This is a genomic window from Peribacillus sp. TH27 (assembly GCF_016650915.1).
Taxonomy (GTDB): Bacteria; Bacillota; Bacilli; order Bacillales; family DSM-1321; genus Peribacillus; species Peribacillus butanolivorans.
The window spans coordinates 620,262-637,418 of the sequence record NZ_JAEKEV010000002.1 but is presented as its reverse complement, the minus strand read 5'-3'; the positions used below and the strand labels follow the sequence as shown (position 1 = coordinate 637,418).

12 protein-coding genes and 1 pseudogene are annotated in these 17,157 nt (G+C 34.6%); 7 read left to right on the top strand and 6 right to left on the bottom strand.

All coding sequences use genetic code 11. From position 1 onward, the window contains the following. Window positions 1–669: 669 nt before the first annotated feature. From JFU24_RS04515 to JFU24_RS04495, 6 genes and pseudogenes are all read left to right on the top strand, one after another. Window positions 670–2,157, top strand: a complete 1,488-nt coding sequence (locus tag JFU24_RS04515) for a zinc-ribbon domain-containing protein (RefSeq protein WP_201249574.1) — start codon at window positions 670–672, stop codon at window positions 2,155–2,157. A gap of 632 nt (window positions 2,158–2,789) precedes the next feature. Next, window positions 2,790–3,122, top strand: a complete 333-nt coding sequence (locus JFU24_RS04510) for a hypothetical protein (protein WP_201249573.1) — start codon at window positions 2,790–2,792, stop codon at window positions 3,120–3,122. Further along, the gene (locus JFU24_RS04505) at window positions 3,110–6,262 is read left to right on the top strand and encodes a DEAD/DEAH box helicase (protein WP_201249572.1); all 3,153 of its coding nucleotides are present in this window, start codon (window positions 3,110–3,112) and stop codon (window positions 6,260–6,262) included. The genes JFU24_RS04510 and JFU24_RS04505 overlap by 13 nt, the downstream gene beginning before the upstream one ends. Window positions 6,263–6,535: 273 nt before the next feature. Further along, a complete protein-coding gene (locus tag JFU24_RS04500) occupies window positions 6,536–7,096 on the top strand; it encodes a hypothetical protein (protein WP_201249571.1) in 561 nt (186 codons plus the stop codon). Between the two features lie 384 nt (window positions 7,097–7,480). After that, window positions 7,481–7,692 (top strand): annotated as a pseudogene (locus JFU24_RS30075) (IS1595 family transposase); the annotation flags it as partial. Window positions 7,693–8,078: 386 nt separating this feature from the next. After that, window positions 8,079–8,657, top strand: coding sequence for a hypothetical protein (locus JFU24_RS04495; RefSeq protein ID WP_201249570.1), 579 nt, complete (start codon window positions 8,079–8,081; stop codon window positions 8,655–8,657). 1,042 nt (window positions 8,658–9,699) lie between these two features. Here JFU24_RS04495 and JFU24_RS04490 read toward each other — a convergent pair. The 5 genes from JFU24_RS04490 to JFU24_RS31195 all read right to left on the bottom strand — a co-directional run bounded on the left by JFU24_RS04490 (window position 9,700) and on the right by JFU24_RS31195 (window position 13,428). Continuing rightward, a complete protein-coding gene (locus JFU24_RS04490; RefSeq protein ID WP_201249569.1) occupies window positions 9,700–9,948 on the bottom strand; it encodes a hypothetical protein in 249 nt (82 codons plus the stop codon). A gap of 390 nt (window positions 9,949–10,338) precedes the next feature. Then, complete coding sequence (locus JFU24_RS04485; protein ID WP_201249568.1) at window positions 10,339–12,210, bottom strand: pLS20_p028 family conjugation system transmembrane protein; 1,872 nt, start codon at window positions 12,208–12,210, stop codon at window positions 10,339–10,341. Between the two features lie 39 nt (window positions 12,211–12,249). Next, window positions 12,250–12,645 (bottom strand): hypothetical protein, encoded by a 396-nt coding sequence (locus tag JFU24_RS04480; protein ID WP_201249567.1) that lies wholly within the window; start codon window positions 12,643–12,645, stop codon window positions 12,250–12,252. A gap of 48 nt (window positions 12,646–12,693) precedes the next feature. Beyond that, complete coding sequence (locus JFU24_RS04475; protein WP_201249566.1) at window positions 12,694–12,873, bottom strand: hypothetical protein; 180 nt, start codon at window positions 12,871–12,873, stop codon at window positions 12,694–12,696. Between the two features lie 378 nt (window positions 12,874–13,251). After that, entirely contained in the window at window positions 13,252–13,428 is a 177-nt protein-coding gene (locus JFU24_RS31195; RefSeq protein WP_201250873.1) for a tyrosine-type recombinase/integrase, read from the bottom strand. 761 nt (window positions 13,429–14,189) lie between these two features. Here JFU24_RS31195 and JFU24_RS04465 point away from each other — a divergent pair. Continuing rightward, window positions 14,190–14,372: a hypothetical protein gene (locus JFU24_RS04465; RefSeq protein WP_201249565.1), complete on the top strand. Its 183-nt coding sequence runs from the start codon at window positions 14,190–14,192 to the stop codon at window positions 14,370–14,372. 338 nt (window positions 14,373–14,710) lie between these two features. Here JFU24_RS04465 and JFU24_RS04460 read toward each other — a convergent pair whose 3' ends face one another. After that, entirely contained in the window at window positions 14,711–17,116 is a 2,406-nt protein-coding gene (locus JFU24_RS04460; RefSeq protein WP_201249564.1) for a M14 family metallopeptidase, read from the bottom strand. Window positions 17,117–17,157 lie beyond the last annotated feature (41 nt).

Sequence of the window (17,157 nt, the reverse complement as noted above, 5' to 3'; positions counted from 1 at the left end):
AATATCGTCTTTATGTCAAAATTGCTTATTGTAAAAAATTCACATATGTCACTCTCGAACCCAAATAATTTTTAACCAATCTCTTTTCTTAACCTTTAGTTACAAACTTATTAATATCTTTTATTATTCTTAATTCTAGTGACAAATAAAGTATTCGTGATCTACAAATTACAGACAAATGATATTGTCAATCCATTATTACCAATAAAAAAGGATTATGAAAAAGTCTATCTGTGATTTATTTTGGAGACTATGATTTTTTTATGGTTTTTTCAAAATCACTTGTATTATTTGACCAAACTTTCAAACTTTTTTCAAAGCTACTCAAAAAAGAAGAAAAATATGTCACCAATTTTAAAGAAGCAACATATTTTTCTTCTTCAATAAACAGGTGTATTAGTTGAGCAAGGAACACCATTTGATCAACCTTTTTTATAAAAAATGATTCAATTGAATATATTAAGAGCCTGTTTTGATTAATCCTTTGTTCAAAACAGGCTCTTTCTATTTGTTCATTTATCAAGGGTTATTAGTATTAATTTGATCAAGCTTCCTTTCAAGGCTACAGTAGTTGACAAAAAGTAAAAGTAAGATCACTCTTCTATTGTGTAATTATTGTAAATTTGGGATATGAATAAATAAAAAAGCTATGTTTTTTGGAGTGGTTAAATGAAGAAAAGTCTAGCAAGTGAATATCCAGAATTGGCCAATGAATGGGACTATGAATTAAACGGTGATATAAAGCCAAGTGATGTCCCTCCAAAAGGAAGACAGCATGTATGGTGGAAATGCAAAGAAGGACATCCAAGTTATGAGGCTAAATTAGCATCTAGATCTAATGGAACAGGATGCCCATATTGCAAAGGTTCAGAGGTGTGTTTCGAACGTTCATTATTAGGAAGAAGACCAGATCTAGTAGCCATGTGGGACAAAGAGAGAAATAGCTCATTAACTCCAGATAAAGTACTTGCTGGATCTAATATTGTATGTTATTGGATTTGTAAAAAAGGTCATTCGTTTGATATGTCAATTAAACAAATGACTAGAAAAAGAAGGAGTAGTGGGTGCCCATACTGTCGAGGTTTAAGGGTGAATGAAACAAACAGTCTAGCTAACCTCTATCCGCATATTGCAAATGAATGGGTTGAATGTATTGATAATAAAAGTAAAACTGCAAAAGATGTCCCACCTGGTTCATCTTACAAGGTTTTATGGAGATGTAAGAAGGGACATGAGTGGAAAACAACTCCAAAACATCGGACAAGTGGTGGAACAGGGTGTCCAAGGTGTAATACAACGAAGAAAGTGTCAAAACAATCATATGCACTCTTTTATTATTTAAAAAAACATTTTGATGATGTTGAGATGGAAACACCACTTTTAGGAACACGTATGGTTTTGGATATTTACATTTCTTCGATTAAGTTAGTAATTGAGTATGACGGAGGTCTATATCATAAGGATTATAAGCGTGATGTAAAAAAAGACATTGCGTTACTAGAAAAAATGCCATATACAAAGCTAATTAGAATCCGAGAACCGGAATGCCCTCCATATAAATCACCAAATCCAAATACTTTTTTTTATGATCTTAAAAATCATTCAATGAAAGCATTTCAAACGTGTCTTGAAAAGATATTTACTGATCATATTCAACAAAGTCCGGATATAAATATGGAAAGAGATAATGTGTCAATTTTAGATTTAATGGATAGTTGGGAATATGAAAATTCATTAGCTACTGTTAGACCCACACTTTTAAAAGAATGGGATTACCATAAGAATGGGTATTTAAAACCAGAAAATTTTAAAGTTGCAAGTCATGAAAAAGTAAATTGGATTTGTATTCATGGGCATCAATGGTCTGCTACAATTGCAAGTAGAACACAAGGAGGCAACAACTGTCCAGATTGCGGGAATAGAAGGTTGCATACGGATAATAATTTAGCTGCTGTAAATCCAGAACTAGTTAAGGAATGGCACCCAACTAAAAATGAAAAAGGCCCGCAATCTTACTTTGCAAACTCTCATTTTAAAGTTTGGTGGTTATGTAAAAAGTGCAGTCACGAATGGGATGCACAAATATACAATAGAAATGGTAATCGTAGTGGATGTCCGAATTGTTATGAGAACAATCATAAATATAAGCTTTGTTAAAATCCCTTCCCTCCCCTAAGGCACAGTCCATTGAATGTTTTTACTTATAATGCCTGCTAGCATAACAATTTGAATACCTAATAAATACGCGTTGGTGCAATCAGTGAAATCAATATGTATGCTAAAGGGTTTTTACATTCGATGAAATCCCTCTAAAGTGTATCGAAAAAAGTCCTAAAAAATACGGTCTTAAAGGCGCACGTCATGACCTCAGTTCTCAAAACGTTAATAGAGTTGTTGATATACCAACGCTTACGAACCTTTATTGGTTCAAGTTGGTTCAAATCAATAATTATTATTACAAAGAATTCAACAGATTTAAAGCATCGGCATCCTGCTGGTGCTTTTTTTCTGGCATTAATTCGAGGTAATAGTTTTGAGTCGTTTGAATATTGATATGCCCCAGTCGTTGAGAGACATAAGCAATATCTATATCTTGAGAAAACAGAAAGGATGCGTGAGTATCTCTTAAGCCAAGGGCGTTTTTTGGATCTCTAAATGCGCTAATAAGTCTGAAAGTAGTTCAGATTGTTTAAAGCCGCTAAAGCCAAAAATATAGCCATTATCTTTAACAGGAACTTTGCTAATAAGATACTATTAAAGCTTTTGAAACTATTGCTTTAGCATTGGGTGTGAAAGTTGAAGAGGATGTTTATAATAAGAGAATTCCTATCACTCAATATAATAAAAAACAAGAAGAAAGATATCCTACTATGACAAAAGAAGATGTAGAAAACGTAAGAGACCAGTTGCTACAGATTGTGATTAATCAGTTGATTGATATGGAAAGACTTAACTATGAGGTATCCCAATACCTAGTTTCTGGTTCTTTAGAATATGGTTTTGCCAACCCTCTTGAAATGATTGGAGATATAGGTGGCTATCCCTTAGGCTTTAGAATTGATACAAAAAATTACTTAAAAGAAAGCGTAAGAAACGAACTCGTTAATCTTTGTATAAAGTAAAAACTTTTTATTTTAATAATAATAAGAATCCTTGTATAAAGATTTCTTTTGTGTCTGTTATAATATTATTAGTAAAAATGTCAAATTTTACAACAGAAAGAAGTGGTTGTTTGGGAAAGTATAAAAATATAATTTCAACAATCGGTCATGATAACAAGTTAAGTCGATGTGCGGATGCTGAAGGTAGAATCTTCAATCGAGAAGAAATTATTAATAGTTGGAAAGAGTCATATCATGAGAGGGTTTCTCGAAATGAAGATGAGATTGGTTTACGCTTGCCCCAATTTGGAGCATTATCTGCAATTCGTGCACATTGGGCAACATCAAATTCTCCAGCAACTATTGTCTTACCTACTGGAACAGGGAAGTCTGAAACAATGTATACTACGATTATTTCTGAGAGAATTACTTCAACGCTTATCATTGTACCGTCTAATCTATTGAGGGAACAAATTTTTGAAGGAGCGAGGCATTTTGGTATACTTCCAAAATTAAAAATGATATCAGAGGAAGTTATTTATCCAACGACTTTTCTTTATAAGTCAAAAGTAAAAGATGAGGATGAAAATATTCTGATTGATGCCCTTGAGGAGGCTAATATAATTGTTTCAACTCCTGGGATGATTAAAAATATGACCTCTTCAGTTTGGGATAAACTGCTTGAAAAAGTAGAGGTTGTAATATTTGACGAAGCGCATCATCTTGCCGCTCCCGATTGGGGAACGGTGAGAGAAAGATTTATAGGAAAAAAAATTCTACAATTTACTGCAACTCCATTTAGAAATGATGGAAAAAAAATTGATGGTAAGATAATTTTCAATTATGGTTTGGCATTGGCGCAAAAAGCTGGGTATTTCAAACCTATCGATTTTTATCCAATTCAAGAATTTGATGAGCGAAAGTCTGATGGTGAAATTGCAAAAATTGCCATCAAGCAATTAGATGAAGATTTAGAGAAAGGATATGAGCATGTACTTTTAGCGAGAGCAAATAGCCGAAAACGAGCTGATGAGTTGTATGAAAAAATTTACTCTCAATATAAAAAGTATAATCCAGTTGTTATTCACACTGGCATTCGCCCTGCCCAGAGGAAAGAAAACTTGCAGCAAGTTAAAGATGGTAAAGCAAAAATTGTGGTATGTGTAGATATGTTTGGCGAAGGCATAGATATTCCGACACTAAAAATTGCCGCAATCCACGATAAATATAAGTCGCTTCCGATTACACTTCAATTCATTGGACGTTTTGCTCGAACAAGTGGAAATAAGTTGGGTAATGCAAAGCTCATCACGAATGTGGCAATGGACGATTTGAAGGAAGCGATTGAAGAGTTATATCATCAAAATTCTGATTGGAATCAACTTCTTAATATCCATTCAAATCAAGCTGTCAATAAGGAAGTTGAGCTTGGTGAATTCATTGATAGGTTTGAAAAAGGCCATGTGAAGGAGATAGATTTATCCCAACTAAAGATGAAAGTGAGTACCAGGATGTTCCAACACCCTTCAAAAAGAATTTATGTAAATGGGTGGAAACAAGTTTTGGATCCAAATAGAACTACATCATTAATAAATGAAAAAGATATTGTTTATGTTTTCATTGAGGAAATTGAAACAAAGGTTGTCTGGTCAGATCAAAAGGATATTGTTCAATATGATTATGATTTCTTTGTGTTGTTCTTTGATGAGGATAATGGAATTGTTCATATAAACGAAACTGATGCTGGAAAAGGAAATCGGCTTGTGGATAGTATGTTTTCAGAAGCATCAGCAATTAAGGGAGATTCAATTTATCGAAGCTTAGATGGAATTAATCGATTGATGATTGGAACGCTGGGATTAAAGCAAAAACCTAGTGGAAGGATTAGCTTTAGAATGTTTGCTGGTGCAGATATTAAGTCTGGAATTAGTGAGGCAGTTGCATCGGGTTCAACTAAGTCTAATTTATTCGGTTATGGCTATCAAGACGGAGGACGAATTAGTATTGGTTGTTCATATAAAGGGAAAGTTTGGATGCGCTGGGTAGAGCGGATAAACTTTTGGACAGACTGGTGTAAGAAAATAGGGAATAAGGTATTGGATGATACTATTAGTACGAATAATATATTAAATAATTCCCTTACTTTAGAAGTTATTAAGGAATTTCCAGAGGGTGTCCCTTATAAAATATCGATGCCAGAAATAATTGAAGTTTCTAATGCTTTCGCTAAACAGTTATACATTTCTAAAGAACAAAAGGAATTTCCGTTCTTTCAAACAGATCTAAAGAATCCCGGTTTAGTTAATGAAAATCTTCGCTTTGAATTTTGGATAAATGAACGAAAATTTATCTTTGAACAGATTATTAATGAGACTTCATATAGTTTCAAGCAAATCGAAGGTGAAGAGCTAATAGTGAAATCCGGTAATAGAACTGTTAAAATGACTGATTATTTGCATGAAAACTCACCGGAAGTTTCGTTCATACAAAACGATGGAACTATTGTAGTAGTCCAAGAAAATTTAAAAACAGTTATCAAACCTAAAAGTGACATTGAATTGCCACTAGACTCTTTTTTTGATATCGATTGGGATGAATTTGGAGTCGATATTAAATCTGAATCTCAAGGAAGAGGAAGAAAGACTGATTCTATTCAATACGCTACAATACATAATATTGTAGATCAGACATCAGATATCATTTTTGATGATGATGGATCGGGAGAAATTGCAGATGTCGTTTCGGTCAAAATTGATGAGGAACATTCAAAAGTCATATTTCATCTGTATCACTGTAAATACTCAGGCGGAGAACTTCCCGGTGCTCGTGTTAAAGACTTATATGAAGTATGTGGTCAGGCTGAAAAATCAATTATGTGGAATGATAATGTCTTAAAGATTGTTCAACGAATGATTGAACGAGAAAGTTCGAGACAGAAAGACTATGGTGAAACTCGGTTTGAAAAGGGTGACTTACAAATTCTTCAGATGTTAAAGAAGATGGTGAAATCTGGTTTTGAAACAGAATTTGAAATATCAATTGTTCAGCCAGGAGTCTCGATAATGAAAATTACAGATTCAATGAAACAAATTATTCTGGCAACTGATACTTACCTAAAAGATACTTATGGCTTACGTCTGACATGTTATTTTAGTAATTAGATAGAATGGTTGTTTCTATTGCTGTGTTAGAAAACAATTGCACATCTGGTAAGCTCTGAAGACAGGTAAGCAATTACAACCGAACCGCCTAAACCAGAGGATGCGAAGGTGCTAGGCTACCAAGATGTGTGTGTATTTCTAAATCCTACGACATTAAAAAAGTACCCTAATCAATTATATAAATGAAGAACTCAAACATTATCTAAATTCTATGTAGCTTGTACACGATTAATGCTTATCGATCAAAAAAATAATAAATAAGAGGAGGGTAATATGAGTTCAATTTATGTAAAAAATTTAATTAAAACAGTCATTGAAAAATCGGTAAGTAAGTCATGGAATACTGCTGTATTAGAATGGGAAATTGATGATGTTATTGAAGATGAAGATAATGAATCTTCTTGTATATGTGGTAAAGAAAATATTAGATATTTATTTACAATTAAGAATATCAATAATCAAAACACACTTTTTCCTATTGGAAGTTCTTGTATTAAGAAGTTTGATCGTGAAGATTTAAATGAACTTACATTAGTTAATGAAAAATTGTTTAAATTATTTCATGGTGTTAAAGCAAATGAATTTATCACATTAAATTCTGAATACTTCTCAAGAAAAATATTAAAGTATATTTTTGATCAAGGTGCATTCACGCCTAATAAGTACAATAATTTTAATGGAGATAATGATTACAATTTTATGCTAAAAATGTTTAATATGAGAGGCGAGCCATCTGAAAAACAGTTAAAAAAAATAAGAGCTATTATTGTGACTTCTATAAAACCATACCTTATACAATTACTTAATGATAAGGTTGTGAAAAAAAGCTTTTAGATTAAAAATTAATATGTTTATTTAAAGTGCGAATTATTTTTTATAACGTAACAACATTAGAAAAATAAAAAGAAATGTATTCAACTAGCATCCATCATAATTTTGGTTCAAGTTGGTTCAAATTACATCATTTTTTATACAGTTTCATACTTCTATATCCATTTATAACTTATAAATTCATTGATATTAAAGGATGTTGATGGATTAATTTTACGTGAAAACTGTACTCGTATTTCTCAAAACGTTAATCAATACGTTTTCAAGCCCTTTCTTGGATTAACGAGGAAGGGTTTTTCATTTGTAAAAGACCCCATTGAATACCTCTCTAAAAAATCCATATATAACTTTGAAATAAGTTTTCTGTTTTTCTTTTGCTGTGTTTGTCACGTGAGTAATGTAAATGGGGGTTCAGCCTCGACTGAAGCAAAGGATTGACAGTTTTAAAAGTTTGGCTACAAAATACTTAGACATTTCCCTCGCTTGGTTTTTATTTATGTAGATAGTCGCAGTTAAAAGTACAAAACAAACATCAAAGAATTCTACTAACATCATTCGTATTTGAGATGACTGATACTTACGATCGTTTATTATTGTAAAAATTTAGTATGCAGGTTATTCTTTAATCATCTAATTAATCCTTAAACTAACCTGGTAGCGTTAGTTCAAGACGGAAAAGGGTATAGGACCTTTAAGAGGTCCCTTTTTTAGGATCATATTTTTACTTTCATTAAAATTGGGAATAAAAGATATATATTAATGGATGGAAGTAGGTGATTTAATGGACATTTTTAATGAGTATTTCCCCCTTTATTAGTTGTTATAATTGGTGCTTCATTAGCTTACTTTTTATGGAAGGAAGAATAATAATTATGTTAATTTTCATAGTAAAGCTAAAGAAAATATTGAGGATTTATTAGAACCTATGTACTTTCGATTAAAAGATATAATTAGTATAGATGATAAGTATGAAAGAGAATTAAAATTGGACAAATGGTTAAATGACTACACGCCTTATGAAGTTCCTATTCATAAATTGGGTGATAAATCCCTCATAGAAAAGTTCCTAAAGATAAGGGAAATGTTCCAAAACCTAAGTGAAAAAAGATTAGAGACTGAAGAGGAGTTTTATAAAGGTTTAAAAGACTTCCATAATAATCTTGAGAGACAGTATTGGTCTATTTTTAATTCTCTTTATAAGGATTATATTTGGTATAATCGTATTTTAAATACCCATTTTACATATAGAGTATTTCTAGAATGTATTAGGTATATAAGAAACTTTAGTCAATTTCTCCTTATTATAAGTGGAATAACTATATTTCTAGGCATGTATTTTAGAATCTTGAAGGAATTTAATCATTTTGATGATTTATACTTAATACCTTATGACTTAATGGTATTAGCTGTATTTACTGTTGGCCTGTCATTAGCACTTATGGTGTTTATTGAATGGTTTATTCCAGGAAAATTGTCGTTTTTAATGGAAAAGAAAATAGGAGAAAGTGTTCTTAAAACATCTAAGAAATTGTTGAAATTTTTTAAGGGGATATTTAAAAATTGATTAGAGGGAACAAAATAAGATTATCTTAATAAATTATAAAAAAACGATTTTGGATTTTTTTCAATCTTTTACAGGGGATGATGTGCTGGTGGCTAGTTTCTGTCCATGTTGGGATTGTTGTGAACGCATAATAGGATAATGTTTCAATTTTTAAAATCTTGTTTTAAGAAAGAATTATAGATTTCTATCTTGTTGGTGATAAAACTACCGAAACAAATTACTTCGTAGGAGTTGCTCATAATCTTGTAATTTCTACGTCATGGTGTTGCTTGTGGATTTCTCCGACCTACAGGGCACTCTATCGAGGGAAGAAACGTGTTTTATCGGAAATAAAATCCGACGGAAAAATTATTTGATTTGACGATGAAAACAATTGCGAGTTTAAAAACAGGAAGAAACACCAATTAACTTTAAAAAAAATAGTTTGGATTCTTATTGGATGCCTTTAATGAAATCGTGGTGGAATGTAGGCCTAAACAGAAGTTATACGTTGGTTATCAAAAAATAGAGTTTTAAGAGTGGGTTCACAGGGAGCAACCCCTATAGATAGGGCAGACCGTGAGTAGCGACCCAACAAACGATTTGACCAAAAGTTTACCGTTATTTTAACAAAATACATAGATGTAAGGCTCTTCAATTTTTGTTAGTTCCGGAATTTATTCGGTACTAACAAGTGAAGTGTTTTAAAAGTTTAATGGAAGATATATGGTGGAAACTAAAGAAAAAACTTTACTGTAAATGATATTAATAGCTGCACGGAAATCAAAGCAAAGGCAACATTATCGAATATGGGCATAAGACACCACTAGACCAAGAAGAAAAAGCAGCAGACTTTAAGAGCGCTGGTAAAAAGTATAAGAAGAATGGGTTTACGCTAAAGACTCCTTGAGTATTCTCAAGGAGTTATTTTATTTTAGAAAAATACCTTGCCACATTTCACTAATCATACACAAAATATTTCAGTTATAAGTACGAATAAAAATGGTTATGAACCATGAAATTACTCCACCAAACAATACAATTACTCTTTTGTTCAATTTGTTTATTCCTCCATGAGTTCGTACAATAAATTCTCTAGCCTTTCAACAGCCTCTGTCATTTTTTCCATGACTATAATGTTTTTTGAAATAATCATTTCATTTCGCATGTCTTTTTCATTTTGTTCCTTTTCATATGCTGATTTTTCAATGACAGCTTTTAAAAGTTCTTGTCTCGAAATAGATTTTTTCTTTGCCATTTCATCAATTTTTTTTACTGCAATTGGGTCTATGTTTCTTAAAAAAATATCCATTGTTCAACGCTCCTTTTAGGTAGAAAACGAAATTTGGATTTAAAGGCTATAGAGCTAGAAAGAGCATAAGGAAAAACTGATATCACCAAGGGTGATATCCTAGGCAAAGCCTAGTGTTTTATATGATATCGTTATTTTCTTTCAAGTGGGCTGACGTGGGAATCCTGATTAATATAGGTGGGCTGACGTGGGATACCTGAACTTTCTCAGATGGACTGATGTGGGTCTTAAATAATAATTAAAAAGCAGTTATTTAGTGATATCACTAAATGTTAATCAATGTCCCCTTTATGTCCCCCTATTTTCGACCAATGTCCCCTTCGCGTCCCCCTATTTAATTGAATGTTATTTAAAAAAAGAGAAGGAAACCTTCTCTTTCATTTCACTTTTTTATTGGTTTTTTCGACGGAATTTAGCGATGTTGTTTCTTAGACTTTCGCCTGTATTTTGACCAATTTGATAGGTGCGTTTAACCGTTTTTACTGATTGACTGTTCCGTACATTATCAGAAATTATGCCTCCAACATGACGAGTTTCTCGATCATTTCTTTTTTCTTTAAGTGGTGTTTTCATATTAGATTCTCCTTGCATTTCAGATGAAACCGAAGGGGAATTCGATTGTGAAAAGAAAGGTCCGGGACTTTCGTAGTCCCCTGACATTTTCTCATTATTTTGTATATCACCATTGTTCATTTGGCTTGGAGAACCAGATGAAATGGAGTGTGAACTGTTTACAGCTGCACTCCGTTTTCCATTACTGAAGAAACCATTCAGAGCCATTTGATCATGCAACCCTATTACTTTCCCTATTCCTTTGTGTCCTTCTTCTTGTTTTTGTTGAGCCATTTCTTGTTCAATTGAGGAAGCAACTTCTTGCGTTCCAGTTTCAATTTCGCTGAACCCCTCCGAACCATTTGGACTTTGTTTTTCTTGATTTTGATCTTGTGCCTTTAAATCTGTAGAATGACCACTTTCAGAACCGTTCGAAGTCTGTTCTGTGGATTGGTCCTGTCCTTTAGTTCTAAGCCCTTGTGCCATTCCTGCAACTCCTGCAATACCACTTACACCCTTCAATGCAGCCGATTTACCTTGACTTGATATTCCTATCAAAGTATTTGCAGTACCCTTTGTTGCACCGGTTACACCTTTTGCAAGAGCATAACCACCAGCTACGGCTCCCCAGCTAGATTTCAATCCTGCATCAATACCAAATAACCGTTCAACTATATTGGGACCATCAATTACAGCAAGAGAGAAAGCGAATAAAGCAATTAAATAGGCGACACCATCCAATTTATCGGTAATAAACTCTGTACCAATCAGATAAATTTTCATTGATAGGAAAATCATAATTGTCACTAAAAAAGTATTTAAGATACTTTGAAGGATTTGCTTTGTCTTTTGCCCTGAATGAATATCAGCAGGGGCTATAATGATTGCTAATACATAGTTGAATGTTAACTCAAAGAACAGTTTTGCTAGTTTTATAGCGATTGTCAACATTGTAAAAGCCGTTATGCCTAAAGTGATTGCAATTGTCCAAAAGTTCCAGTCCCAACGGTAATATTTTTCTTTAAAGGCAGTAAAGAAACCATTATCTAATTTAACTTTCTTGGCATTACCAAGATCGTCATACTCCAAACGATGAGAGTAAACCTCACGCCCTGTATCTGTCATTTTTTTCCCTGTAAGTTCAAAATCTTTATCAATAGATTGTGTGATATTAATTTTTAAAATTCGATCTTTTGGAATTCGGTTTGGGTGTTTTAGTTCAGTTGTATTCCAACCCGTTACGTCAAATTGAGCAAGGTCAGTCATATTGTCTTTAATAACTTTTTGACTAATTGAACCTTCTTCAACAACATCAAGAGCATCAATAGCTTTATCTGTGAATTGATTTGCCTTTTCCATACCTTCTTGTATCAAAGCGAAAAAAAACATTATCATAAACACATTCACTATAATGGCTTCACGATCCAACTTTTTTTGAAAAATGAGCTGATATCCTGTGTAGAGAAGCGAAAAACCCATCAATATCACAGAAAGGGGAATAAGAAATTCTACAAAACTTGTAATTTCTACACTGTCGTAAAACATTTTTAATCCCAGGATTGAATCCGTTATGTTTGATAGGGAATCAACAAGCCATGCAAGCCCCTTAATAATGACCCATCCCATCCAACGAAGCATATAACTAATTGGATTGGTTACTTCGAGAAAATCAGAGAATTTTTCAAGTATCCTTGCTACTTCTTCATCCATGCAATCTCCCCCTAGTTAACTTAGTTTATTTTAGGTAACCTATTTCGAATGTTTTTGCTGCACACTTTGAACAAATGTTTCTACTTTAAAATAAATATCATCTTCTGAGAGATCGATAAAATCTAGTTTCTCTTTTACTTCACCATCTTGATAAAAAGCAAATGTTAACGAGTTCTGTTTTAGGCCAAGTTTTGAAGTATCTTCTTTAGCATGATAAATATTTAAATCAATGTTTTTTGCTTTAGCTACACGTTCAATTTCCTTAATTTTAAAATCTTCTTCTTTTTTTCTACTCTCAAATGGTGACCTTATATATAAAAAGCCTGTTTCAAACTTCTTAGCTTCCTCTAGACTCAATTCAGTTGTTTTACCATTTCCTTTTACACCATCACTCCCACAAGCTGAAATATTCAATACAAGGAATAAAAAAGACACGCATTAAGAATCTTTTGAAATTTCATTTATAAAATCTCCTCTCAATTTTTATAATAAAATTGCACCTTTCACAGTTTTGCAGGGAGATTTATAGACATAGAAAATCATATCTTCTGTTCCTTCTAAAATGAAAGCCTCAGTTAAAATGCCATCTTTTTCTTCAAACTCATTTATATGTTTCTTTAATAATGCAGTTTGAATTCGATTTAAGGATTTTTTCATTTTCATGATAATTTTTTCTCCTTCCGGTAAATATAGGATTAGGTTTATGCTTCCTCTTGTAATAGGGGGCTTTCAGGTTCTTCATACCAGTTACTTATAAGAATATAATTGAAAATGCTCACCTATTTGCTCACCTGACATTGAAATATCATGACACTAAGTGAAGTTATTTTAGGTGGCTTTGACCAAATGTGTTGATATTATTACCTTGTTACTTCCTATTAAATTATGAATTGAATGGGCAGCATGATGTAATAAGGGGTTAAAAACCTTGTTATATCAACGTCTAAAATGATAATATGCTATTCTTGTCCTCGGATTTTAAAAAACACGGCAACCTGTGACAAAAAAGCTAACTATAGGAGAAGGTCTTTCATCAGTTTGCTAAACTGTTGGGAGGCCTTTTCTTCCATATTGGCGGTCATGTGAGCATATATTCATTGTAGTATTAATATCTGTATGTCCAAGTCGCTGTTGTATTTCTTTAATGCCAACTCCAGCTTCAATCAATAATGAAGTGTGCGTATGTCTAAATGAGTGTGGAGTAATGTTCTTTTCTATTTCTGCTTTTTTTTAGAAGCCTTTTTAGCCGGGTCTCAATAACTTTTCTTAATTGTGGATGCACATTCTCTCGAGCGAAAATAAATCCGTTATCTTGGTAAACAAGGCTGTTTTTTAATTTCATTTCATTTTGTTTAAGCCGATGCTTCTTTAACATGTTGATCAGCATTTCATCAATCCTGATTGTTCGGACAGAGCCCTTTGTCTTTGGCGTTAAAAGCTGATATTTTTCAAAATGATTGTTAGGGTTATAAAGAGTTTTAGTAACTCTAATAGAACCTTGCTTTTCATTAAAATCCCCCCATTTTAAGGCAATAATTCACCTATTCGTAATCCGGTATAGGAAAGTACAATGAAGACAAGATGATCCATTTCAAGCCAGTCTGTATAGGATAATTTAAGAAAATGGGCAAGCTTCTCTTTTTCAAGAAAGACAATATCCTCTTCTGCTTTCTCCAGTTCTTCAACACTTTGCTGCTTTTTGGCATTTTGAAATCCTCAGTAGGATTATTTTTTATCAGGCCTTGAGTTAATGCTTTCCGAAAAATCATTTTTCCACAAGTATGAATACCATCCATATAATTTTGGCTGTATTTTTCGTTTAATTCCAGAATCCTTTCTTCATACATTTTCTTAGTAATGCGGCTGATTGGATAAGGACCCCAAACAGAGGTTAAAATGCTTCATTTCCTTTTCTCGGGCTTTTACGCTACTAATCTTGACGCCAAGAGTGGCAAGATAGAGTTAAAAGGCATGAAGAAATGGAAAGCCTTTCTCCCGCTATCGAAGAAGGAGATTTGCAAGCTTGCATTCGCTATTGCCAGCTGTGTGAGGAGAGTGTTGTTGACAGGACATTTTCTTACCGGGATGTTTATATTAAGGTTGCAGCAATGAACCAAGGATATGAACCGAGATATGAGGGTGAAACAGGGATCGATGTTTGATATCACAATCTAAAGGCGACATATAGATATCTGGAAGAAAAGGGGAAGGTTACGAATACGAAGGAGCCTGTTTTAAAAATTTGGAAACCATAGTATTTCTATATAATTACAGTTGAAAAGTGCGATAATTTGTACTAGGGTTATCGCCTTTAATCCTATTAAGCTATGTGACAACGGGTTTGGAATAGCAGAAGCATTTGCTAGAGGTTTGTTGATTTTATGGCCACCTATTAAAGAGGCTGAAATATAAAGAAGGCTCAATATAATAGAAAGTCTATCAGTTCAAAGGTACCAATGAAAAAGGAGTTGACCCCGTAAGGCCAACCCCTTGCAAACCGTTATTTTATTGTAAGCGTTACAGAATTATAGTTTTTCCCATTACCAAGTGGATTGTAGTTTTTCTCAATGTTTCCTGCGGCGTCCACAGTGAAATAATTGATGGTTGTTGTCTTTTCAATTTTTAATGTTTCTGCAAATTCACGGGTGCCGCTTAATTTAATTTTAGCTGATTGGAAGGTAGGGCGGCTGCCGTCAAGCGTATAATAAATGGTGGCTGGCTCACTTGTTTCAATCTTAACATCAACCGGACCTGTGTATTTACCGTTTCCAGGTGTAGCTTTTGAGGAAGGCGGCTGATGGTCTTTTGCACTGTTGTAGGCTACTTTAATTAAGCCAATCAACCCATTGGCAAATTCCATTGCTTCTTCATGACCTTCTACAAAGGCTGGCTGGAATCCAACTGCCTGCCATCTTTTTGTATCCTTATTCCATAAATCTGCCCCTACTTCGAAGTTCCAGGCATAAATCCCCTTTTCATACCATAGGTAGTCCGCAGAGTTACCTGCAGCAGAGTATAGTACGTCAGGAATTGGACCTGTACGGCTAGGTAGAATGACCGTTCCGCGGTGGTCCTGAATATCATTTAAGATGTTATCAGAAGCTGCCCAGTAAAACGCTTCTTCACCAGCTGATGGGCGTGGCAGTGTTGTACGTTTTGAATCGTAAGCACCAGGGGACCACATGAAGTAGCCGCCATAACTATGAATATTCATTGCAAACTTAATATTTGGGTTTTTGTCAGCAAGCCAGACAAGGTTTCTTCCTTCAGGCTCAGAGTTTTCAGCTGGTCCAGCGTAAGTTTCTCCCGTACAACTTGTACCTCCGCCAATATAGCCATCAAAAACGGAACCAACAGAATGGTTGCGGTTAAGGTCAACTCCCCAATTATTACGGTACCCAGGGTCAGAGGCAGTGGGACCACAGTGATTGGTCATATTCTTACGCTGCATATTGTAATCATTGAAGCTGTAATTGGCACCATCAGGGTTTACTGAAGGTACAAGGAATATATCAAGATTATCGACAAGCTTTCTTGTCTCACTATCTTGACTATAGTTTCGCAGTAGTCTTTCCGCCGTTTCGATTGTTACGAGTGGGGTCACCCATTCACGGGCATGCTCCTGAGCATATCCAAGAACACCTGGTTTAGAACCGTCACGATGCTTGCCGATTCGGATCGCTTTTACTGTAAAAGGATCACTGGAAACGTCTGCCCCTGCTTTCAAGCCGTCAGTTAATATCGCAGCATTTGTAGTTGGTGCGACAACACCAGCACCAGTATTACCGCGGTATGTAGTCGCAGTGACAAGTTGGCTAGCATTCTCATTCAGTGCTTTAACCACTTGTGCGGCAGTACTTGTTGCCTTTCCTGACGAATCAGTAGCTAAATCTACTAAAATCTTGGTACCATCCACAGTCACTTTTAGTGGTGCATTATTGGTTCCCGGATTCTTGAATTCTACCGAGACATCATTCCCGCCTTCATGCCCCCATGCTTTTGAGGAAACAACAACTGCGAGATTGGTCGTGCCGCCGATAGTTGCTTGGGCAAGACGTCTGTAACCATTTGTTTTATTTGGCATATCAATGATTTCTACCAAGTTCGGGAATTCTTTTGCAAGTTTTTCGGCACGTTCATATAATTCATTTGGTGCCATATAGTGGTCAACAAAATCCGTAACATAATCTGTTTTTGGATGTTTCGGCTCTTTCCCTAACCATTCAGTAATGGTGCTCGTAGCTGTTCCTCCAAGATTACTTTCAATTTTAACAGATGAAGGAATGGCGCTAACTGGTAGAAGCAAATAGTGATATAAATATTCACCGTAATCTACCAATCTAGAAAGTGTAGCAGATTTTTCCTCACCGTTCTCGGTCCAAGTTGCTTTAAGTGCTGTGCTAGCAGTCGCACCGGCGCTTGATTTCACTTCGAGATATAGGAAGGTTCCTGATTGATTGGTAAAATGGTTTGCCCTAAGGACTTTAAGTGTATCCTCGGAAGCTGCCAGACTGGCTTGCAGCTGGACAGTAGATTGCCGCTCTGCCACGCGTGTGTTCCATTGATTTTCGGTGATCAGGGTCTCTTTTACATTGATGCCAAAGGTCTTTAACATGGCAATTTCTGTTGGTGTGACAACGGCATCCACTTCATAGACTCCGTCGTGTGCTTCGATTCTGTGGGTAAGGTCAATTCCAAGCTCAAGAAGCTTGTCCTTTGCCTTATCATTTGGTACTACAAGTTGAACAATTGAGACCGATTCCTCCTTAGGAATCGGCTGGTCAGGCTGTTCGACCGCTGCAACCGGAATACTTAGGCCTGGATAAAATGTAGAGAACCCTAGTCCGGTTATGGCAGTCATCACCACTAAATTCCTTTTCCATTTCTGTTTTTTCTGTTTTGTCAAAAACTGTCCCCCCAAAATGCTAGAAATTTTAATACAAGTTT